This is a genomic window from Xanthomonas hortorum (genome assembly GCF_024339125.1).
Taxonomy (GTDB): domain Bacteria; phylum Pseudomonadota; class Gammaproteobacteria; order Xanthomonadales; family Xanthomonadaceae; genus Xanthomonas; species Xanthomonas hortorum.
In genome coordinates this window covers 3,220,309-3,241,233 of sequence record NZ_CP101417.1, presented here as the reverse complement: position 1 = coordinate 3,241,233, position 20,925 = coordinate 3,220,309, and the positions used below count along the sequence as shown (strand labels likewise).

Here is a 20,925-nt window from a genome sequence, read left to right as displayed (position 1 = left end):
CAGTGCCGGCCAGTCGCCAGCGTCGACGTTTGATCGGAGCTGGCGTGCCCGTCGCAAAACGCTTGCGGCCGAGCACGCGTACTGGGAGCATGGATGCACGCACTCCGTGCACGGCCAACCAGGCCGCCCCGTCGACAGGACGTCCCATGGCTCGCCCGAACCGCTCCTTCTTCGCCCATGCCTCTGCGCTGCTGGGCGTGCTCAGTCTGATGGGTGTGGTGTGTTTCCACTTTCCCGATCTGTTGACCAGCCGCGAGTTCCGCGCCGCCTATAACGAGCAGTTCGCACGCCATCTCCTGCTGGTCGGGCTGGTTGCCGCGTTCCTGCTGGGTACCTTCGCCATTCTGCGCGACCGCAACAAGCGCATTGCGATGGTCGGCGTGGGCAGCGCAACGTTGGCGGTGTTGTTCGGCGGCACCAACGTGCAGTTCGATACGATCGGGCGCACGCCCTATTCGCTTGGCCTGGACTGGTTTGTGATTTCGCTGTTTTTCTCGGCGCTGGTGTTCGTGCCGCTGGAACGCTATCTGGGCAAGCGCCGCATTTCGCCGTTACGCCCCGGCTGGCGTACCGATATCGGCTACTTTTTCATGAGCCATGTGCTGGTGCAGTTCATCCTGATCCTGGTCACCGCCTCCACGTCGAGTATCGCCGGGCTGGCCGCGTTTCCATCGCTGAAAGCGGCAATCCAGTCCCTGCCGGTGTGGGGACAGTTTCTGATCGCAGTCTTCGTTGCCGACATGGCGCAGGCATCGCTGCATCGGGCGTATCACAACATTCCGTGGCTGTGGCGCTTCCACGCGGTGCATCACTCCAGCCGCGAGATGGACTGGCTGGCGGGATCGCGCATCCATTTTGTGGAAATCGTGCTGACCCGCAGTGCGGTGCTGCTGCCGCTGTTGATTCTCGGTTTTTCGACACCGGCGGTGAATGCGTACGTGATTCTGGTCGGCCTGCAGGCGGTGCTCGCACATTCCAACCTCGGCCTGCGTTTTGGCTGGCTGGAATATGTGCTGGTCTTGCCGCGTTATCACCATTGGCATCATGCGCGCCAGCAGGACTATATCGACGTCAACTACGCCATCCATCTGCCCTTGGTGGACATGTTGATGGGCACGTTCAAACTGCCGCCGAGTCGCGACGCGTGGCCGCAGGAATACGGCGTCATGAAACTGGAAACGGTGCCCAAGGGGCTGATGCGCCAGCACCTGATGCCATTCCGTCGGCGCAAGACGTTCGATGATTATGTGGACTAAAACTCGAGATACGGTTTGCGTTGGAGTGTTTGCTCAGCGCAGATAATCCCGTGCAGAACGGCTGATCTGCCACTTGGCTGCAGGGCCCTTGCCCGCCCACCCTCGCGGGACACGCCGCAAGTACGTCCGTGTAGGCTCTTACGCGGCATCCATGCCGCGTAAGGTCCCGCGACGCTGGGCGGGCAAGGACCGGTCGGGAGTGTCGGTGTGCATGGTTGCTAGCAGTGCATGCGGCGCGGCTGTCCGATGAGCTGCGGTTTGATCAGCGCCTGTCGATCTGATCGATGTTGCGACCATTCCAGACATCACTCTATTCGGTCAACGAACGCGACACGTTGCCGCCATCGATACAGTGTTCGGGAGGTTGTGTCAGAGCTAACGACAGCGCTGCACCGCACATATGAAAACAGCGCAGGAGATCATCCTGCGCTGTCATTGCCCGAACCATTGCAATAACCATCAGACGTCGAAGAAATCCACCTTGCCGTCTTTCAGGGTGTAATACGCACCGACCACGCGAACATTGCCTGCGCGCAGTGGTTCCAGCAGTGCCGGCTCGGAAGCGGCACGCAGGCGGTCGACGGTGCGCTTGACGTTGGCCTTGACCGAGTCGGCCAGCAGGTCAGCGCCGCCCTTGCTCTTGGCAGTCAGCACGGCGGGGACGATCGGCTCGATCATCGAGCCGATCGCGCCGGGGAAGAACGCGCCCTGCTCCACCACCGACACCGCGGCGGCAACCGCGCCGCAACTCTCGTGGCCCATCACCACCACCAGCGGCACGCCGAGCTGACTCACCGCATATTCGATCGAACCCAATGCAGTGGTATCGACGGTGTTGCCGGCGTTGCGCACGATGAACATCTCGCCAAGGCCGCGACCGAACAGCAGTTCCGGCGGCACGCGCGAATCCGAGCACGACACCAGAATCACGAACGGAGTCTGGCCCAGCGCCAGTTCCAGCCGGCGCTTGCCGTCGGAGATCACCTTCTTGGGACGGTTCTCGACAAACGCAGCGTTGCCGTCACGCAGGGTCTGCAACGCCTGCTCGGCATTTAGATCGGTTTTCTTCGACGGCGCGGCGCGCACAGCAAATGGCAGTGACGCGGCGGCGGCCGCGACCGGCGCGCAACAGGCGCATTGCAGCAATTTTCGACGGGATGCGGAATGCGACATGGACGAGCCCCTGCTCTCTGGTTGGTGTCGCGATCGTACTACGCGGCAAGCGCGGCGGAACGCCTTGAAGCACGCTGATGGACGCCGCACAACGCCTGCTGCGGCTGGGGATTCAGGTCCAGTCCGTTAGACCCTCGCGGCGATAGGTTTCCTGAAACGCCGGCCGGGCTTTCATTCGCTGCGCATGCGCGTGCAGCGCCGGCCAGGTATCGCTGGGCCGGGGCATATTGCGCGACCAGCGCATCATCATGGTCAGCATGAAATCGGCTGCCGACAACGTCTGGCCAAGCAGATACGGACCATTGGCTTGCAGGTGCGCATCGACCTGGGTCCAGGCCGCTTCGAGTTTTTGCCGTGCCTGCGCCTGCGCCGCATCGCTATGCGCAGCGCCCGCCGGCTCGCTCGGGTAGAACCAGGCGCGATACGCCGGCTGCAAGGTGTTGGCGCAGAAGAACATCCACCTGTAGTAGTCCGCACGCGCAGGCGTGCCGACCGGCGGTGCCAGCCCGGCCTGCGGATACAGGTCGGCCAGATGCAGCACGATTGCTGCAGCTTCGGTCAACACCTGGCCCTCCAGCACCAGCGTCGGCACCACGCCGGCCGGATTGAGTGCCAGGTATTCAGGCGATTTCTGCTCTGCGCGATCGAAATCCAGCGGCTGCAGCACGTGCGGCACATCCAGTTCGATCAGCAGCCAATGCACGACCAGGGCGGCGGTGCTGGGGGAGTGATAAAGCGTTGTGGTCATACGGATTCCTGAAGTCAGTTGGTGCAGGCGCGCAGGCAGGCGAGCTTGCGTGGTTCACAGCGATTGTCGTCACTCTGTTGGCTGCAATCGAAGACCTGCGCGAGGCAATTGGCCCGCTGTGCCGGATTCTGCACGTCATCGCAGCGTTTTCCGCGCGGCGCTACCGAGGCGCTGCAACTGCTCTCGCTGGGCCGATCGGCGCGGCATTGCCTGGCACTCTGGTTGCACTGCGCGATGCAACGGTCCGACGCTACGGGCCCGCTGAATCGTGTGGAGGGCTCGCTTGGCCTGAGTGGCTTTTTTTCTTCAAACGGCACCGGCGCGGCTGGTCTCGGTGCGTAGTTGCCGGAAGGAAACAGCACCGTCGGTGCTGTCTTCTGCTGCGCTGCCACACCCTGGCTAAGGCAGGCCAACAACGCGATGCAGATGAGTCGGAGCATTCCTGTTCTCCTGTGACCGTCAGTACGCCGAGCATAACGGGTTGTCGCTCGGCGTTGCCTGGCCGCGTGGTCGATCCGGCAGGCCGTCTTCATCCCGATACACAGACACCGGCTGACGACGGGGACCTACGCGTATTAACTCGTTTGCGGGACGCGGCGACGCCGTGCAGTTGCGTCGCCGCTCCAGCCAAACTTATTCCACCACCACCGGAATCTTGCCGATGCGCGACTGCCACAAACGCGGCCCGGTCTTGTGCACCGACTCACCGGTGGAATCCACTGCGACGGTGACCGGCATGTCCTTGACCTCGAATTCGTAGATCGCTTCCATGCCGAGGTCTTCGAACGCCAGCACGCGCGCAGCCTTGATCGCCTTGGACACCAGATACGCCGAGCCGCCGACGGCCATCAGATAGACGGCCTTGTTGTCGCGGATCGCATCGATCGCCGCATCGCCGCGCTCGGACTTGCCGACCATGCCCAGCAGGCCGGTCTGTTCCAGCATCTGGCGGGTGAACTTGTCCATGCGGGTGGCAGTGGTCGGGCCGGCCGGGCCGACCACTTCATCGCGCACCGGGTCGACCGGGCCGACGTAATAGATGAAGCGGTTGGTGAAGTCGACCGGCAAGGTTTCGCCCTTGTTGAGCATGTCGATCATGCGCTTATGCGCGGCGTCGCGGCCGGTCAGCAGCTTGCCGTTGAGCAGCACCACTTCGCCGGGCTTGAAGCTGGCGACTTCCTCGCGGGTGATGGTGTCCAGATTCACCCGGCGCGCGTTGGTCGGGTTGTAGGTGAGCTTGGGCCAGTCTTCCAGCGACGGCGGGTCCAGCATCACCGGGCCGCTGCCGTCCAGGGTGAAGTGCGCGTGGCGGGTGGCGGCGCAGTTGGGAATCAGCGCCACCGGCAGGTTGGCGGCGTGGGTCGGGTAATCCTTGACCTTGATGTCCAGCACCGTTGTCAGGCCGCCCAGGCCTTGCGCGCCGATGCCGAGCGCGTTGACCTTTTCGTACAGCTCCAACCGCAGTTCTTCGGCGCGATTGGAGGCACCGCGCGCCTGCAGATCGACGATGTCGATCGGCTCCATCAGCGCTTCCTTGGCCAGCAGCATGGCCTTTTCGGCAGTGCCGCCGATGCCGATGCCGAGCATGCCCGGCGGGCACCAGCCGGCGCCCATGGTCGGCACGGTCTTGAGCACCCAGTCGACGATGGAGTCGGACGGGTTGAGCATGGCGAATTTGCTCTTGGCTTCCGAACCGCCGCCCTTGGCCGCGACGATCACCTCGACATGGTGGCCGGGCACAATCTTGGTGTTGACCACCGCAGGCGTGTTGTCCTTGGTGTTCTGCCGCTTGCCGGCCGGGTCGGCCAGCACGCTGGCGCGCAGCTTGTTGTCGGGGTGGTTGTAGGCGCGGCGCACGCCTTCGTTGACCATGTCTTCCACACCCATGGTGGCGTCGTCCCAGCGCACCTGCATGCCGATTTCCAGGAACACGGTGACGATGCCGGTGTCCTGGCAGATCGGGCGGTGGCCTTCGGCGCACATGCGCGAGTTGATCAGGATCTGCGCGATGGCGTCCTTGGCGGCCGGCGACTCTTCGCGCTCGTAAGCGGCGGACAGATTCTTGATGTAGTCGACCGGGTGGTAATAGCTGATGTACTGCAGCGCGTCGGCGACGGACTGGATGAGGTCTTCCTGCTTGATCGAGGTCACGGCTGGCTCTACGGCTGGCGGGGGCAATCCGGGCATTTTAGTCCAAACTTCCAGCGCGTCCTGCGGCCGCGTCAATGGCTGCGATTGACCAGGCCAAGGATTGCGTGGCGCCCGACCCAACGCCCGGGTGCCCTGCGATACACCGGCCGCACCGATTTGCGAGGGCGCAGTCAGCGACAGAGCAGCTATCGCGCGCCAATGCAGGGATGCGCACTGGCGCCTTCCAACACTTCACGCCTACGCAAAGCGCTGCACACTAGTGCGATGTCAGCCTCCCGTTCCGGCGCCACCGCGCCCGCCGCACCCCGTACCGGCCCCACCCTGCGCGAGCGCTTGAATGCGTTGCGTAACCTGCCACCGTTTCTGCGCCAGATCTGGCAGACCAGCCGCTGGCTGAGCGCCAGCAGCATCGGCCTGCGCGTGCTGCGCGCGTTGATGCCGGTGGCTTCGCTGTATATCGGCAAATTGATCATCGACGAGGCGATCCATCTGGTCGGTCAACCGCCGGCCTTCGATTCGCTGAGCCAGGCGCTGAGCAGCGGCCGCCTGAACCGGCTGCTGGAATTGCTGGCGCTGGAACTGGCGCTGGCAATCGGTTCGGACCTGCTCGGCCGGCTGGTCGGCTACGCCGATGCGCTGCTGTCGGAGTTGTTCAACAACGCCGCCAGCGTGCGCCTGATGGAACACGCCGCACAGCTGGATCTGGAGGATTTCGAAGACCCCGACCGGCAGGACAAGCTGGATCGGGCGCGGCGCCAGACCATGAACCGCATGAACCTGATGAGCCAGTTGTTCGGCCAGGTGCAGGGCGCCATTACCGTGGTCAGCCTGGCGGTGGGCCTGGTGGTGTATGCACCGTGGTTGATCCTGCTGCTGGCCATCGCCCTGATCCCGGCCTTCATCGGCGAGGCGCATTTCAATGCGCTGGGCTATTCGCTCAATTTCCAGTGGACGCCGGAGCGGCGCCAGCTCGACTACCTGCGCCAGGTCGGCGCGAGCGTCGAGACGGCCAAGGAAGTCAAGATCCTCAACCTGCACCGGTTTTTGATCGCACGCTATCGCCGGCTGGCCGACAAGTTCTTCCAGGCCAATCGCGCATTGGCGCGCAAGCGGGCGCTATGGGGCGCGCTGCTGGCTGCGCTGGGCACATTGGGTTACTACATGGCCTATGGCTATATCGCCTGGCGCACCGTGCGCGGCGATTTCAGCATCGGCGATCTGACCTTTCTGGCCGGCAGTTTCCTGCGCCTGCGCCAGTTGCTGGAAGGACTGCTGATCGGGTTTTCGCAGGTCGCCGGGCAGGCCTTGTATCTGGACGATCTGTATTCGTTCTTCAACATCGTGCCGGAAATCCGCTCGCGCCCGAATGCGCTGCCGGTGCCGCGACCGATCCGCCAGGGCTTCGTGTTCGAGGAAGTGGGTTTTCGCTATCCGGACGCCGAACAATGGACGGTGCGGCACCTGGATTTCGAGCTGCGGGCGGGCGAAGTGCTGGCCCTGGTCGGCGAAAACGGCGCCGGCAAGACCACCCTGGTCAAGCTGCTGGCACGGCTGTACGACCCGGACGAAGGCCGCATCCTGCTCGATGGGCAGGACCTGCGCGACTACGATCTGGACGATCTGCGCGCCAACCTGGGCGTGATCTTTCAGGACTTCGTGCGCTATCACCTGAGCGTTGGCGAGAACATTGGCGTAGGCCAGGTCGATGCAATGGGCGATGCGCCGCGCATCCAGGCCGCTGCGCAGCGCGCGATGGCCGGCGAGCTCATCGACAGCCTGCCCGATGGCTACGATCAATTGATCGGCCGACGCTTCAAGAACAGCGTGGATCTGTCCGGCGGGCAATGGCAGAAGATCGCCATCGCACGCGCCTACATGCGCGATGCGCAATTGATGATCCTGGACGAACCCACCGCCGCACTGGATGCACGCAGCGAGTTCGAGGTGTTCCAGCGCTTCAAGGAATTGTCGGACAACCGCACTGCGGTGCTGATCTCGCACCGTTTCTCCAGCGTACGCATGGCCGACCGCATCCTGGTGCTGGCTGCGGGCCGCATCGAGGCCAACGGCACGCATGCGGAGTTGATGGCGCAGGGTGGGCGGTATGCGGAGTTGTTCGAGTTGCAGGCGGCGGGGTATCGGTGAGGCGGGGATTCGGGATGGGAGATTGGGGATTGGCCTGAGCTGCCGGTCCATCGCGGGCCCGGGAACGTCCAGGACCCAAGGATCCGCTCTTGCGAATCACCAATCCCGAATCCCGCATCCCGGCCACCTAAATGAGAGTTCATCTCATTTGGCCGGCTTGAGGTAGAATTGCCAGGTATTCTTCCCACGACACTCACCGGCATGTCTTCCGCTTTCGGCGCCCAAACGGTGCTCGAGGTCCGTCACTGGACCGACGCCTACTTCAGCTTTACCACGACCCGCGATGCCGGTTTCCGTTTCGAGAACGGCCAATTCGTGATGATCGGCCTGGAAACCGAGACGCGCCCGTTGCTGCGTGCGTACTCCATCGCCAGCGCCAACTGGGAAGAGCATCTGGAGTTCTTCAGCATCAAGGTGCCGGACGGCCCGCTGACCTCGCGGCTGCAGCACATCAAACCGGGCGATCAGGTACTGGTCGGCAAGAAGCCCACCGGCACGCTGCTGATCAGCGATCTGCACCCAGGACGCAACCTGTACCTGCTGGGCACCGGCACCGGCCTGGCGCCGTGGTTGTCGGTAATCAAGGATCCGGAAACCTACGAGCGTTTCGACAAGGTGATCCTGACCCAGGGCGTGCGCTTCGTGCAGGATCTGGCCTACCGCGACTATTTCGAGCGCGAGCTGCCGCAGCATGAGTTTCTCGGCGACCTCCTGCGCGACAAGTTGCTGTATTACCCGGCGGTGACGCGCGAAGACTTCGCCAATCGGGGCCGCCTGACCGAGCTGATGGAAGACGGCCGCATGCAGCAGACGCTGGGCTTGCCGCCGCTGGATCCGGCCAACGACCGTTTCATGATCTGCGGCAGCCCGCAGATGCTGGCCGACCTGCGCAACGTGCTGGATGCGCGCGGTTTTGAAACCTCGCCACGCATCGGCACGCCGGGGCATTACGTCTTCGAGCGCGCGTTCGTCGAGAAGTGATGCGGCGCGCGGAGTAGCCGCCACCGCACCGTCGTAGGAGCGCACCTGGGCGCGATGAAGCAGTCCCGGTAACGCCCCATCGCGCCCAGGTGCGCTCCTACGGGTTGAGCAACACGCCCTGCAAGATCACGCGCCCAGCGCGCGCTCGATATCCGCAGCCAACGCTTCCGGCTTGGTGGTCGGCGCATAACGCTCCAGCACCGTGCCATCCCGGCCGATCAGGAACTTGGTGAAATTCCACTTGATCGCTTCCGATCCCAGGACGCCGCGCTGTTCGTGCTTGAGGTGCTGCCACAGCGGATGCGCGCCACTGCCGTTGACCTCGATCTTCTCGGCCAGCGGAAAATCCACCGCGTAATCGAGCGAGCAGAACTGGCGGATCTGCGCCGCATCGCCCGGCTCCTGATGGCCGAACTGATCGCACGGGAACCCGATCACCACCAAGCCACGTTCGCGATAGCGCTGCCACAGCGCCTGCAGGCCTGCGTATTGCGGCGTAAAGCCGCATTTCGAAGCGACATTGACCACCAGCAGCACCTTGCCGGCATAGTCGCGCATCGACTGCGTGCGACCGTCCAGGTCGGTGAATTCAAACGTGGAGATGTCGCTCATGGCGTGCTCGGATGCTCAGGGAAACGGCAGCGTAGCCCAGCTGTCGGCATTGCGGCACTGCATCCGCACTGCGCGTGCTCAGCACGCGCGCGACAGCAGAAAGGCGCGACAGATCGACGCTCTGTTGGGGCCATCCCCACAGTTCATCCAATGTCTCCGAATCATTGTTAGCGCCGCAGGTGAAACGCCAGGCGGCCCCACAAAACGAACGAGACCCAAGCGAGCCATCATTGGACCAGCCCAGATGGCGCACTTCGCCGCAGCGTTCGACTACGGCATTTCACGGTAACGCTGCGTCTTGCGAGTCGCGGTCCAGCGGCGCCAGCTAACGGCGGAGCCCGCGTGCACTGCCGCCGACCAGCTGGTCGAGCTCGGCCTCGTCCACCGGCCACGTTCGCGGATTGGCTACACGATGACCTTGCAGCCATGCCTTTTGTCACACGCCTGTCCGGCCCGGCTGGGTTAGCCTCGGCGGTTCGCACTTTGGAGCCACTCTCTTGACCACCCGTCTCGCCTTTGCCCTGGCCGCTTCCCTGGGACTTGCCATGCCGTCCTACAGCATCGCCGCACCTGCCGCCACGCAGGCCGCCACCCAAGCCAATCCGTTCTTCGCCGACAGCACGTTGCCGCTGCATTACCCGCAGTTCGACAAGATCAAAGACAGCGATTTCGCACCCGCCTTCGACGCCGGAATGACCGAGCAGTTGAAGGAAGTGGAAAAAATTGCCAACCAGAAGGCCAAGCCGAGCTTCGACAACACCATCATCGCGCTGGAAAAAAGCGGCGCCACGCTCGATCGCGCCACCACGGTGTTCTTCAACCTGGTCGGTGCCGACACCAACGACGCACGCAAGAAACTGCAGGCCGATTATTCGGCGAAATTCGCCGCGCACCGCGACGCGATCTCGCTCAATGGCAAGCTGTTTGCACGCATCCAGACCTTGTACGACCAACGCAGCAAGCTGGGCCTGGATGCGCAAGGCCTGCGCCTGGTCGAGAAGTACCACAGCGACTTCGTGCGCGATGGCGCCAAGCTCTCCGATGCCGACAAGACCACGCTCAAGGCGATGAATGCCGAGCTGGCCAACCTGGGCACCACCTTCAGCCAGAACGTGCTGGCCGAAGTGAATGCCGCCGCCGTTGTCGTCGATGACGTCAAGCAGCTCGATGGCCTGTCAGACGAGCAGATCGCCTCCGCCGCAGAAGCCGCCAAGGCGCGCAAGCTCGACGGCAAATACGTGATCGCACTGCTCAACACCACCGGCCAGCCGCCGCTGACCCAGCTGAAGAATCGCGAGCTGCGCAAGAAAATCTACGACGCTTCGGTGTCGCGTGGCAGCCACGGCGGCCAGTACGACAACACCGCGCTGGTCGCACGCATCATGAAGCTGCGCGCAGACAAGGCCAAGCTGCTCGGCTTCCCCACCTACGCCGCCTATTCGCTGGAAAACCAGACCGCCAAGACCCCCGAGGCGGTCAATGCGATGCTGGGCAAGCTGGCGCCGGCCGCAGTGGCCAATGCCAAGCGCGAAGCGGCCGATCTGCAGGCGATGATCGACAAGGAACAAAAGGCCGCGCGCAAGCCGAGCTTCAAGCTTGAAGCCTGGGATTGGGCCTACTACAGCGAGAAGGTGCGCCAGGCCAAGTACAACTTCGACGAGTCGCAGCTCAAGCCATACTTCGAGCTGAAGAACGTGCTGGAAAACGGCGTGTTCTATGCGGCCAATCAGGAATACGGCCTGACCTTCAAGCAGCGCACCGACCTGCCCACCTATCGCGACGACATCACCGTCTACGACGTGTTCGATGCCGACGGCAAGCAGCTGGCGATCTTCATCGCCGACATGTACGCACGCGAATCCAAGCGCGGCGGCGCGTGGATGAACTCGTATGTCTCGCAATCGGATCTGACCGGTTTCAAGCCGGTGGTGGCCAATCACCTCAATATCCCCAAGCCGCCGGCCGGCCAGCCCACGTTGCTGACCTGGGACGAAGTGACCACCATGTTCCATGAGTTCGGCCATGCGCTGCACGGCATGTTCTCGGACGTCAAATACCCGTATTTCTCCGGTACCAGCGTGCCGCGCGACTTCGTCGAGTTCCCCTCGCAGGTCAACGAAATGTGGGCCGACGAGCCGACCATCCTGAAGAACTACGCCAAGCATTACCAGAACGGCACGCCGATGCCGCAGGCGCTGCTGGACAAGGTGATTGCGGCCTCCAAGTTCAACCAGGGCTTTGCCACCACCGAGTATCTGGGTGCGGCGATGCTGGATCAGAACTGGCACCAACTCAGCGCCAACCAGGTGCCCGACGCAGCCGGCGTCATGGCCTTCGAAGCCAAGGCACTCCAGCAGGACGGCATTGCCTATGCGCCGGTGCCGCCGCGCTACAAGACCCCGTATTTCAGCCACATCATGGGCGGCTATGCGGCCGGCTATTACGCCTACATCTGGTCAGAAGTGCTGGACGCCAACACCCAGCAGTGGTTCAAGCAGCATGGCGGGTTGAGCCGCGCCAATGGCGATCGTTTCCGCCAGACCCTGCTCTCGCGTGGCGGCAGCGTGGATGCGATGGAGCTGTTCCAGAACTTTGCCGGGCATGCGCCGCAGATCGAGCCCCTGCTCGAAAAGCGCGGCCTGAGCGCGCAAGGCGGCGATGGCGCTACGCCGGAAGCACCACAGTCCAAGCCGTAAAGGGATCTGCAGGAAAATAAAAACGCCGTCCGGAGCGATCCGGGCGGCGTTTTTTCATGCGTGCGGTGGCGCGTCCTGCGGCAAGCCAGACGCCTGTCGTTCAGAGCTCGACAGCATCCACACCTTCCAACAATTTCCTCAGCAGTTTTTCCAGACGCACCTGCTCTGCCTCGCTCATGCAGGAAGTTTCTGCATTCAACAGCGTGCAGGCATCGGGAAGCAGACTGTTGATCAAGGCCAGGCCTGCCGGCTGCAACGTCAGCACGATCTTGCGCCGATCGTCGGGGCTGCTGCCACGCGCGATCAAGCCCTTTTCGCAGAGCTGATCGGTGAGCCGGGTGATGTTGGCCGGCTTCTCGCTGGCCGCTTCGGCCACTTCGGTAGGCGTGATCGCCTGCTCCGGCGTGCCGTAGATCATCATCAGAATTTCGTATTCCGGTGGACTGATCCCATACGGCTTGAGCGTTCTACAGCCCTGCGTATGCAGCCGCTTGTAGAGATGCTTGATCAACCTCACCAGGACCGCCGGCTCCCGTGGGAACGCCGGGTAACGCACGCAGGTGTGGTCCACGCGACTTGCGGTTGGATCGAAACTACTCATATCACCCGTTTGATTACATTACTGAATGGCCAAGCCATTCAATCACATCATCTGCGGGGTGACATCTCAGCGAGCGAAGAGATGTACATATTCCGGCGCGACCCAGGCCAATAATGTGGTGGCAGCGACATCGGCGGTCTGCGTGCCATCCGAATACGGCCCCACCTGATACGGCGGAAACACGAACCGTAGCGCAGTGATCTGCCCTGCCGGGTTCAGTACCGGCACGAACTGGGCAAAGTTGTCGACCTGTGCCGCGGTGCCTTCGGCAATCATGCGATCCGCCGAGGCGACCTGTTCAGCCTGCTCCTCGACCGGTACGCGGTCGGCTTCCACGCGCTGGGCGGCGGCGTTGTGCAACTGCGCGGCGACCTCGCGTGCGATCTTTTCCCAGCCCGCCGGGTCGGGAATCAACGCCTGCGCCGTCAGTTGCTTGCGCTCCTTGACCAACCAGACGAAGCGCGCCACCAGCGGCTCGCCATGCGCGCCGCCGGTGTAGCGGCTGCCATCGGCAGACACCACGATCAGATCGGCAGTCTGCAGCACGGTCTCGAACGCCAGCGACAGCTCATAGGGTGCGGCAGGTTTGTCGTTACCAAGACCAGAGACGGCTTCCATCAACTCGGCGCGCGCGTCCTGCGAATAGCTGCGGATCAGCGCGGCCAATTCCGGGTACGCATCCAGCCCACGTGGATAGCTGATGCCGACCATATAGGCAGGCGCATGCTCGATCACATCTTCCAATGGGCCGCTCTGGACGACAACGGGCTCCGGAGCCGGCATCGCTTGCGCTGTTGCGTCCGCTGCCGGCTCCGTCGTTTCTGCCGTTGTAGGTGCGCGCTGTGTACACCCCGCCAGCAGAGCCAGCATCAGCACGCCCCGCATTCCATTCACTGCAAACAACCGCCCCATCCCACCTGCCCCTCATCGAATACACGCTGCAAAGACACGCTGCCGGCGATCAGGCCAGCAGATCCTGAAACTGTTGATGCCGACGTACATACGCCTCGGCGTAGCTGCACTCGGGTACGACCTTCCACCCCGCCTGGCGCGCGTAATGCAAAGCGGCCTCGACCAGCACGGCAGCGATGCCGCGCCCACCGATCGCCTCCGGCACATGCGTATGCGTGATGGTCATGCGCTCGCCCTCAAGACGGTAGGCCAGTTCGGCGCGTTGTCCATCGGTGTCTACGCTGAAGCGTTGCCGGGTCGGATCGTGTTCTGCCTGCACTGTCGCGGCCTCCATCATGGTCTGCGTCTGGCAGTGAATGTGGTGATGAGTGTGACCAGCGCGGCGCCGCGCCTGCGTGAAAATGAATCGATGCTGTGACACGTAGCGCAGCGCGTCGAAGGCGCACTTAAGTTCGTTCGCGTAGCGCCGATAGCTGAGCCGAAGGCATTCGCTGCGCATGGCCGGCTGGCACGGGCTGCCGGCCATCTGCCGACGTCTTCGCCTTACCTACGAGGAGTCACCGCATGAACAACGATTCGGCAGGACACAGCACAGACAGCGATAGCTCGTTGCTTGAGGGCCTGTTCCAGTTCGCCATCAACGGCGATACCCACAACCCGGACTTCGCGCAGCTCAACGATACGGTGTACGAGCGCTTGCAGCAGGCCTACGGCAGCACTGCCGTTGCCGACCAGGAACGCAACGCGGCCTGAGCCAAGCGTCGCGTTACCCGCCAGGGCCAATCGCATCGATGGCCCTGGCCGGTTGCCTCAGGCAACCCAGCCATCACGATTTCCGATCACCTCCGCGCCGCCTGACGGCCACGCTGTCCTTCGGCAAACCTTGCTAAACCGACGCGCTTAACCGAAGCGCGGATTGGACAGCTGCTCCAGAAACACCTGCCACACCCGCGGCTCCATGATCAGCATGAACATCACACCGAAGGCCGCACCGGCCAGATGCGCGCTGTGGTTGATGCGATCGCCGCCACGGCGGTCCATCCACAGGCTGTAGCCCACGTAGAACACCGCATAGATGATCGCCGGCGCCGGAATGAACAGCACCAGGATGATCGTCCACGGCTTGAGCAGGATGAAGGCGAACAACACTGCCGACACCGCGCCGGAAGCGCCCAGGCTGAGGTAATTGGGGTTCTTCTGATTCTTCAGATAGCTGGGCAGGATCGACACCACCAGCGCGCTCAGATAGAACAACGGATAGGTCAGCACGCTGCCGCTTAGCCGCGTCATCACGTCTTCGATGTACCGGCCGAAGAAGAACAGCGTGATCATGTTGAAGACCAGATGGCCCAGGTCGGCATGGATGAAGCCGTAGGTCACCAGGCGGTCGTATTGCTTTTGCTTGTCCAGCGCCGGCGGCCACAGCACCAGCCGGTCGGCCAGCTTGCGGTTGTTGAACGCCATCCACGAGACGATGCCGGTGATGGCGATCAGGATCAGGGTAATCATGCGGACCTCAGGCAGAACGGTAATTGTCGACCATGCGATACCGGCGTGCGTACAGGCCGAAGGCCAGTGCCGCCAGAAACGCGAAGGCCGCGAAGAAGAACATCAGAAATGCCGCTTCGCTGAGCCCAGTATCGGCGATATGCGCGGTCACCGTCTCGTTACGCACCGCCACGTTCGACAACAGCACCCATAGATTGCCCACCGTGGTGGTCAGGTACCAGAAGCTCATCACCACGCCCTTCATCGACGGCGGCGCCTGGCTGTAGGCGAACTCGATACCGGTGGCCGACACCAGCACCTCGCCGAAGGTCAGCAGCGCGTAGGGAAGGATCTGCCAGGCGATATGCATCGGCTCGCCGCCGTCCATGCCGATCTGGATGCCACCGACCGCGATCCAGGCAAGGCCGCTGAAGGCGATGCCGCAGGTCATGCGCCGCAAAGCAGTCGGCTCCCAGCCGCCACGCCGCAGCAGCGGATACAGCACCAGGTTGTTGAACGGGATCAGCAGCATCACCAGCAGCGGATTGAGCGCCTGCATCTGCGAGGCGGTGAACCAGGCCGGCATGGTCATCTCGCGCCCCTGCAGCACCCAGGTCGAGGCCTTCTGGTCGAACAGCGAGAAGAACGGCGTCACCAGCGCGAAGATCACCAGCACCCGCAGCAACGCACGCACGCCTTCGACCGCCGTATCGGGATGGATACCGCGTGCACGCTCCAGCTGCCACCAGGTGCCGCCACCGATGCCCGCCAGCAGCAACACCAGCGCCATGCACAGGCAGATGACGATGCCGAGCTGTTCGACCAGCGCGAAGCAGGCCAGCGCCAGCAGTACCGACACCACTGCCAGCATCAGGCCGGGACGGCCCTGCCCCGGCTCATGCGCCAGCAAGGCGGTGCGCATCACCGCGCCGAAGCCATGCGGATCGGTCGGTGGCAGCGGCACCCGCACGTAACGCTTGCGGCCCAGCCAGAACACCAGCGTGGCCACGAACATCAAAATGCCGGGAATGCCGAACGCCCATGCCGGACCCAGATGTTTCAGCGCCAGCGGAATCAACAACGAAGCGAACAACGAGCCGAAGTTGATGATCCAGTAGAAGGCGTCGAATACCACCTTGGCCCGGTGCTTGTTGGTCTGGTCGAACTGGTCGCCCATGAACGAGGCCACCAGCGGCTTGATGCCGCCCGCGCCCAATGCGATCAGCCCCAGCCCGACGAAAAATCCGTTGCGGCTGCCTTCGAACAGCGCCAGGCACGCATGGCCGGCGCAGTACACCAGGCTGAACCACACAATGGTGTTGTATTTGCCGAAGAAGCGATCGGCCAACCAGCCACCGAGCAGCGGAAAGAAAAACACCCCGATCATGAAGCTGTGCAGGATGTGCTTGGCCTCGGCCTCACGGCCGGGCCCGCCGACTTCCTGCAACAGCAGCGAGGTGATCAGAAACTGCACCAGGATGTTGCGCATCCCGTAGAAGCTGAAACGCTCGCAGGCCTCGTTGCCGATGATGAAAGGAATCTGGCGCGGCAACCGCGCCCCGGCAGTAGAGCCCGGCAAGGTGGTAGTGGTCAAAGGCAGTCCGGTCGAGCAGAAAACACGCGCTATCGTACCGGCGGCTGCGGGTTGGCCGCCATCGCGACCATTGGATAAGGCTTCGGTGGAGGACGTTGCATGCGTCGACCCCGCTGCGGCCGTTGCTACGGTCGTGGCTCGGTTCGGAAAGTCGTCCGGCCAGGCGCATGCTGAAAAACACGTATCGAAACCCCGCTGCCAAGCCGATCACACGGAAGTCATGACGCAGTGCAGATTGGCCTGCTGCGCCGGCTCGGCTACATTGCAAACGTTTTCCTGGAACACTGGACCGCTGGATGCCCCGCTTCACCCGCCTGGCCCTGAGCCTGTTGCTGTTGACCACCGCCCCCGCCGCACTGGCCGCCGAACCGCTGACCACCCTGGCCGAGCGCAGCGGCTTTGCCCAAACCGGACGCTACGATGAGGTCATCGCACTGTGCGATGCCTTCGCCCAGCGCTATCCGCAGGCGGTGCGCTGCATCGACTTCGGTACCACCCCGGAAGGCCGGCCGATGAAGGCGCTGATCGTCTCCACCAGCGGCGCGCTGGATGCGGCCAGTGCCGCGCAGCGCAAGTTGCCGGTGGTGCTGGTGCAAGGCGGCATCCATGCCGGCGAGATCGACGGCAAGGACGCGGGCTTTCTGGCGCTGCGCGAGTTGCTGGACGGCAAGGCCGGCAAAGGCGTGCTCGACAAACTGGTGTGGGTGTTCGTGCCGGTGTTCAACGTCGACGGCCACGAACGCTTCGGTGCCTGGAACCGCCCCAATCAACGCGGCCCCGAACAGATGGGCTGGCGCACCACCGCGCAGAACCTCAATCTCAATCGCGACTACCTCAAGGCCGACGCGCCGGAAATGCAGGCGATGCTGCGGCTGGTGCAGCAGTGGGACCCGCTGATGTATGTGGACCTGCATGTCACCGATGGCGCCAAGTTCGAACACGATGTCTCGGTGCAGGTGGAACCGGTGCATGCCGGCGATGCCACGCTGCAACGCGACGGCACGCGCTGGCGCGATGCTGTGATTGCCGATCTGGCCAAACAAGGCTCGCTGCCGCTGCCGTATTACCCCTCGTTCGTGCACGAAGACGACCCGACCTCCGGCTTTGCCGACGACGTGTCGCCGCCGCGTTTTTCGCATGGCTATTTCCTGCTGCGCAACCGTTTCGGCATGCTGGTGGAAACGCATTCGTGGAAGACCTACCCGGTGCGTGTGCGCGTCACCCGCAACGCCATCGTCTCGGTGCTGCAGCAGACCGCGCGCAACGGTACGAAGTGGCGCGCCGATGCGCTGGCAGCCGATCAGCGTGCCACCAAACTGGCTGGCGAAATGGAGCCGTTGAGCTTCGCTGCCGGCCCGGCCGCACGCACTGTTGCCTTCCGCGGCTACGCCTACACGCGCACGCCTTCGCCGATTTCCGGCGCATTGATGACGCGCTACGACGAGACCAAACCACAGATCTGGAAGGTGCCGTTACGCGATCAGATCACCCCCGACGTGGTGATCGATGCACCACGCGGCGGCTATCTGGTGCCTGCCGCGCAGGCCGCGCTGGTGGCGGAAAAACTACGCCTGCACGGCATCGCCTTCGACACCATCGCCACTGCTGGCGAGTATCCGGTGCAGAGCTTCCGTGCCGACAAGGCAACGTTTGCCGCACGCTCCAACGAAGGCCATCAAAACCTGGAAATCGCCGGCCACTGGCGCGATGAAACCCGTAACGTGCCAGCCGGCTCGCTGTTCGTCCCGATTGCCCAGGCCAAGTCGCGCCTGGTGATGGCGATGTTGGAACCGCAGGCGCCAGACTCGCTGTTGCAGTGGGGGTTTTTCAACACCGCATTCGAGCGCAAGGAATACATGGAAGACTACGTCGCCGAGGATGTCGCCCGCGACATGCTCGAACGCGACCCGGCAGTGAAAGCGCAATTCGAACAGCGCCTGGCAAGCGATGCGGCCTTCGCCGCCGACCCGAAGGCAAGGCTGGAATTCTTCGCCCGCCTGCATTCCTCCTGGGACGAGCGCTACCGCTTGTATCCGGTGTTGCGCACGGCACAGACGCAGTTCTGATGCCGCGCCCGATTACGGCAACCCCCTGATTCGGCGCGCACGCGCGCCATTCGAACTTGGGCACTGCGGTGCCCTCCCCTGATTGCAACCGCACCACAAGGACCACCCCGTGCCACACCCCGATATGAAAACGTTTACACGCGCCACGCCGCGCCGTCTCGCGCTCGCCATTGCACTCGGCATGAGCGTCGCGTTTGCCGCCCCGCTCAGCGCACAACCCGCCGCTGCAGCGCAGCCGTGGATGGACACCGCCTTGACTGCGGACCAGCGCGCCGACCGCCTGCTGGCGCAGATGAGCGAAGACGAAAAATTCCAGATGCTGCGCAGCTACTTCGGCCTGGGCACCGACAAGATTCCCAAGCCCGAGGGCGCGCTGGGCTCGGCCGGCTACGTGCCCGGCATCCCCCGCCTGGGCATCCCGGCGCAGCAGCTAGCCGACGCCGGCGTGGGCGTGACCAATCCGGGCGGCATTCGCAAGGGCGACTTCGCCACCGCGATGCCGTCCGGCCCGTCCACGGCATCGAGCTGGAATCCGCAGCTGGCCTATGCCGGCGGCAAGACCATGGGCCGCGAATCCTGGCAGCAGGGCTTCAATGTGCTGCTGGCCGGCAGCGTCAACCTGCAGCGCGACCCGCGCAACGGGCGCAATTTCGAATATGCCGGCGAAGACCCGCTGCTGGCCGGCACGATGGTTGGCGAATCGATTCGTGGCGTGCAGAGCGAGCATGTGCTGTCGACGATGAAGCACTTCGCGCTCAACGACATGGAAACCCGGCGCAACTTCCATAGCGCCGAGATCGGCGAGCAGGCGATGCACGAATCGGATCTGCTGGCATTCGAGATCGCGTTGAAGATCGGCGACCCGGCCTCGGTGATGTGCTCCTACAACAAGATCAACGGTGTCTACGGCTGCGAGCACGATTACCTGCTCAATCAGGTGCTCAAGCAGGAATGGAAATACCCCGGCTACGTGATGTCCGACTGGGGCGGCGTGCACAGCGGTTCCAAGGCGGCGCTGGCCGGTCTGGACCAGCAATCGGCCGGCGAAGTATTCGATGCGGCGGTGTTCTTCGATGCGCCGCTGCGCATGGCGGTGTCGGCCGGCGTGGTGCCGCGCGCGCGCTTCGACGACATGGTCAAGCGCGTGCTGCGCAGCCTGTTCGCGCATGGCGCGTTCGATCACCCAACCCAGCGCCAGCCGATCGACGGCAAGGCCGGACTACTGGCCGCGCAGCATGTTGCCGAGGAAGGCAGCGTGCTGCTGCGTAACGAGCAGGCCACCTTGCCGCTGTCCAAGGACGTGCGCCGTATCGCGGTGATCGGTGGGTACGCCGACAAGGGCGTGATGTCCGGCGGCGGTTCTTCGCGGGTGGACTACACCATCAACGGCGGCAACGCGGTGCCCGGCCTCACCCCGACCACCTGGCCCGGCCCGGTGATCATCCATCCGTCCTCGCCGTTGCAGGCGCTGCGCGCCGCATTGCCGAATGTGCAGATCGATTATGTCGACGGCAAGGACCGCGCTGCCGCAGCACGCGCGGCCAAGGCCGCCGATGTGGCCATCGTGTTCGCCACCCAATGGGCCGCCGAATCGGTGGACCTGCCGGACATGCAGTTGCCCGACAACCAGGACGCACTGATCGAAGCGGTGGCCAAGGCCAACCCCAAGACCACCGTGGTGCTGGAAACCAACGGCCCGGTGCGCATGCCCTGGGCCGAGCGCGTACCGGCGGTGTTGCAGGCGTGGTATCCGGGCATCGGCGGAGGCGAGGCGATCGCCAACCTGCTGACCGGCAAGGTCAATCCTTCCGGCCATCTGCCGGTGACCTGGCCAGTGGACGAATCGCAGCTGCCGCGTCCCTCGATTCCTGGCCTGGGCTTCAAGCCGGCCAAGCCGGGCGAAGACAGCATCGACTACGCCATCGAAGGCGCCAACGTCGGCTACAAGTGGTTCGCCGCGCGCAAGCTGACCCCGCGTTACCCGTTCGGCCACGGCCTGTCGTACACCCAGTTCCGCATGGGCGGGTTACGCGTGCAGGCCAATGGCAGCCAGCTCACGGCGAGCTTCGAAGTGGAAAATATCGGCCAGCGCGAAGGCGCCGCCGTGCCGCAACTCTACCTCACCCTGCCCGACGGCCACGCCACCCCGCTGCGCCTGATCGGCTGGCAGAAGCTCACCCTCAAGCCGGGCGAAAAGCGCAACGTGCAGGTGATCGCCGAACCCAAGACGCTGGCCGACTTCGATGCCAAGGCACGTCACTGGACCATCGCGGCCGGCACCTACCGCGTGCAGTTGGCGCGTTCGGCAAGCGAACCGGTGCAAAGTGCGGAGGTCACCTTGCCGGCGGCGCAGCTGCCGTAAACCGGCATCGCGGCGGGCGCGCATTGCGCGCGTCCGCCACGCCGTCTTCTCACGTCGCCGGCAGGCGCGAGCCACCACGAAGAATTTGTGCGAGATGCGTTGACAGCTTCGTGCGCAACTTGCACAATTCGCCCCCTGAG

17 protein-coding genes are annotated in these 20,925 nt (G+C 63.7%); 7 read left to right on the top strand and 10 right to left on the bottom strand.

The features are described from left to right. Nucleotides 1-146 precede the first annotated feature (146 nt). Complete coding sequence (locus NMB96_RS13900) at nucleotides 147-1,256, top strand: sterol desaturase family protein (RefSeq protein ID WP_043889111.1); 1,110 nt, start codon at nucleotides 147-149, stop codon at nucleotides 1,254-1,256. 459 nt (nucleotides 1,257-1,715) lie between these two features. Here NMB96_RS13900 and NMB96_RS13895 read toward each other — a convergent pair whose 3' ends face one another. From NMB96_RS13895 to NMB96_RS13880, 4 genes are all read right to left on the bottom strand, one after another. Beyond that, on the bottom strand, nucleotides 1,716-2,354 hold the full coding sequence (locus tag NMB96_RS13895) for a carbonic anhydrase (RefSeq protein WP_176340694.1): 639 nt from the start codon (nucleotides 2,352-2,354) through the stop codon (nucleotides 1,716-1,718). A 187-nt stretch (nucleotides 2,355-2,541) separates the two neighbouring features. Continuing rightward, complete coding sequence (locus tag NMB96_RS13890; protein ID WP_255085055.1) at nucleotides 2,542-3,177, bottom strand: glutathione S-transferase family protein; 636 nt, start codon at nucleotides 3,175-3,177, stop codon at nucleotides 2,542-2,544. Between the two features lie 14 nt (nucleotides 3,178-3,191). Beyond that, the gene (locus NMB96_RS13885) at nucleotides 3,192-3,617 is read right to left on the bottom strand and encodes a hypothetical protein (RefSeq protein WP_255085054.1); all 426 of its coding nucleotides are present in this window, start codon (nucleotides 3,615-3,617) and stop codon (nucleotides 3,192-3,194) included. A gap of 193 nt (nucleotides 3,618-3,810) precedes the next feature. Next, nucleotides 3,811-5,328, bottom strand: coding sequence for a fumarate hydratase (locus tag NMB96_RS13880; RefSeq protein WP_043889108.1), 1,518 nt, complete (start codon nucleotides 5,326-5,328; stop codon nucleotides 3,811-3,813). A gap of 264 nt (nucleotides 5,329-5,592) precedes the next feature. Here NMB96_RS13880 and NMB96_RS13875 point away from each other — a divergent pair, with 264 nt between their 5' ends. Together NMB96_RS13875 and NMB96_RS13870 are read left to right on the top strand one after the other, a co-directional pair. Further along, nucleotides 5,593-7,473: an ABC transporter ATP-binding protein gene (locus NMB96_RS13875; protein ID WP_255085053.1), complete on the top strand. Its 1,881-nt coding sequence runs from the start codon at nucleotides 5,593-5,595 to the stop codon at nucleotides 7,471-7,473. A 201-nt stretch (nucleotides 7,474-7,674) separates the two neighbouring features. Further along, nucleotides 7,675-8,454, top strand: coding sequence for a ferredoxin--NADP reductase (locus tag NMB96_RS13870; protein ID WP_023903476.1), 780 nt, complete (start codon nucleotides 7,675-7,677; stop codon nucleotides 8,452-8,454). Nucleotides 8,455-8,580: 126 nt separating this feature from the next. On the opposite strand, the gene NMB96_RS13865 is transcribed toward NMB96_RS13870, so the two are convergent. Further along, on the bottom strand, nucleotides 8,581-9,066 hold the full coding sequence (locus NMB96_RS13865; RefSeq protein WP_255085052.1) for a glutathione peroxidase: 486 nt from the start codon (nucleotides 9,064-9,066) through the stop codon (nucleotides 8,581-8,583). A 497-nt stretch (nucleotides 9,067-9,563) separates the two neighbouring features. On the opposite strand from NMB96_RS13865, the gene NMB96_RS13860 reads away from it, so the two are divergent. Beyond that, nucleotides 9,564-11,762 carry a M3 family metallopeptidase gene (locus NMB96_RS13860; RefSeq protein ID WP_255085050.1) on the top strand — a complete coding sequence of 733 codons (2,199 nt, stop codon included), beginning with the start codon at nucleotides 9,564-9,566 and terminating at the stop codon, nucleotides 11,760-11,762. Between the two features lie 100 nt (nucleotides 11,763-11,862). Here NMB96_RS13860 and NMB96_RS13855 read toward each other — a convergent pair whose 3' ends face one another. The 3 genes from NMB96_RS13855 to NMB96_RS13845 all read right to left on the bottom strand — a co-directional run bounded on the left by NMB96_RS13855 (nucleotide 11,863) and on the right by NMB96_RS13845 (nucleotide 13,612). Then, nucleotides 11,863-12,363, bottom strand: coding sequence for a MarR family winged helix-turn-helix transcriptional regulator (locus NMB96_RS13855; RefSeq protein WP_023903473.1), 501 nt, complete (start codon nucleotides 12,361-12,363; stop codon nucleotides 11,863-11,865). Nucleotides 12,364-12,429: 66 nt separating this feature from the next. Continuing rightward, the gene (locus tag NMB96_RS13850; RefSeq protein ID WP_023903472.1) at nucleotides 12,430-13,275 is read right to left on the bottom strand and encodes a DUF3298 and DUF4163 domain-containing protein; all 846 of its coding nucleotides are present in this window, start codon (nucleotides 13,273-13,275) and stop codon (nucleotides 12,430-12,432) included. A 49-nt stretch (nucleotides 13,276-13,324) separates the two neighbouring features. Further along, nucleotides 13,325-13,612, bottom strand: coding sequence for a GNAT family N-acetyltransferase (locus NMB96_RS13845; protein WP_023903471.1), 288 nt, complete (start codon nucleotides 13,610-13,612; stop codon nucleotides 13,325-13,327). A 227-nt stretch (nucleotides 13,613-13,839) separates the two neighbouring features. Here NMB96_RS13845 and NMB96_RS13840 point away from each other — a divergent pair, with 227 nt between their 5' ends. Then, on the top strand, nucleotides 13,840-14,028 hold the full coding sequence (locus NMB96_RS13840; RefSeq protein ID WP_006450869.1) for a hypothetical protein: 189 nt from the start codon (nucleotides 13,840-13,842) through the stop codon (nucleotides 14,026-14,028). 147 nt (nucleotides 14,029-14,175) lie between these two features. Here the strand turns inward: NMB96_RS13840 and NMB96_RS13835 are convergent, their stop codons facing one another. Together NMB96_RS13835 and NMB96_RS13830 are read right to left on the bottom strand one after the other, a co-directional pair. Next, on the bottom strand, nucleotides 14,176-14,784 hold the full coding sequence (locus NMB96_RS13835) for a rhomboid family intramembrane serine protease (RefSeq protein WP_006450868.1): 609 nt from the start codon (nucleotides 14,782-14,784) through the stop codon (nucleotides 14,176-14,178). A gap of 7 nt (nucleotides 14,785-14,791) precedes the next feature. Then, nucleotides 14,792-16,357, bottom strand: coding sequence for a POT-type proton-dependent oligopeptide transporter (locus NMB96_RS13830; protein WP_043889104.1), 1,566 nt, complete (start codon nucleotides 16,355-16,357; stop codon nucleotides 14,792-14,794). 296 nt (nucleotides 16,358-16,653) lie between these two features. Between NMB96_RS13830 and NMB96_RS13825 the strand changes: the two genes are divergently transcribed. Both NMB96_RS13825 and NMB96_RS13820 read left to right on the top strand, forming a co-directional pair. Then, on the top strand, nucleotides 16,654-18,423 hold the full coding sequence (locus NMB96_RS13825; RefSeq protein WP_023903469.1) for a M14 family metallopeptidase: 1,770 nt from the start codon (nucleotides 16,654-16,656) through the stop codon (nucleotides 18,421-18,423). A gap of 124 nt (nucleotides 18,424-18,547) precedes the next feature. Beyond that, entirely contained in the window at nucleotides 18,548-20,785 is a 2,238-nt protein-coding gene (locus NMB96_RS13820) for a beta-glucosidase family protein (protein ID WP_043889103.1), read from the top strand. Nucleotides 20,786-20,925 lie beyond the last annotated feature (140 nt).

What these genes read in the sequence shown, in the direction of transcription:
- NMB96_RS13900 (WP_043889111.1), top strand. Translation starts at nt 147, where the DNA reads ATGGCTCGCCCGAACCGCTCCTTCTTCGCCCATGCCTCTGCGCTGCTG.
- NMB96_RS13890 (WP_255085055.1), bottom strand. Translation starts at nt 3,177, where the DNA reads ATGACCACAACGCTTTATCACTCCCCCAGCACCGCCGCCCTGGTCGTG.
- NMB96_RS13885 (WP_255085054.1), bottom strand. Translation starts at nt 3,617, where the DNA reads ATGCTCCGACTCATCTGCATCGCGTTGTTGGCCTGCCTTAGCCAGGGT.
- NMB96_RS13875 (WP_255085053.1), top strand. Translation starts at nt 5,593, where the DNA reads ATGTCAGCCTCCCGTTCCGGCGCCACCGCGCCCGCCGCACCCCGTACC.
- NMB96_RS13870 (WP_023903476.1), top strand. Translation starts at nt 7,675, where the DNA reads ATGTCTTCCGCTTTCGGCGCCCAAACGGTGCTCGAGGTCCGTCACTGG.
- NMB96_RS13865 (WP_255085052.1), bottom strand. Translation starts at nt 9,066, where the DNA reads ATGAGCGACATCTCCACGTTTGAATTCACCGACCTGGACGGTCGCACG.
- NMB96_RS13855 (WP_023903473.1), bottom strand. Translation starts at nt 12,363, where the DNA reads ATGAGTAGTTTCGATCCAACCGCAAGTCGCGTGGACCACACCTGCGTG.
- NMB96_RS13850 (WP_023903472.1), bottom strand. Translation starts at nt 13,275, where the DNA reads ATGGGGCGGTTGTTTGCAGTGAATGGAATGCGGGGCGTGCTGATGCTG.
- NMB96_RS13845 (WP_023903471.1), bottom strand. Translation starts at nt 13,612, where the DNA reads ATGATGGAGGCCGCGACAGTGCAGGCAGAACACGATCCGACCCGGCAA.
- NMB96_RS13840 (WP_006450869.1), top strand. Translation starts at nt 13,840, where the DNA reads ATGAACAACGATTCGGCAGGACACAGCACAGACAGCGATAGCTCGTTG.
- NMB96_RS13835 (WP_006450868.1), bottom strand. Translation starts at nt 14,784, where the DNA reads ATGATTACCCTGATCCTGATCGCCATCACCGGCATCGTCTCGTGGATG.
- NMB96_RS13825 (WP_023903469.1), top strand. Translation starts at nt 16,654, where the DNA reads ATGCCCCGCTTCACCCGCCTGGCCCTGAGCCTGTTGCTGTTGACCACC.
- NMB96_RS13820 (WP_043889103.1), top strand. Translation starts at nt 18,548, where the DNA reads ATGAAAACGTTTACACGCGCCACGCCGCGCCGTCTCGCGCTCGCCATT.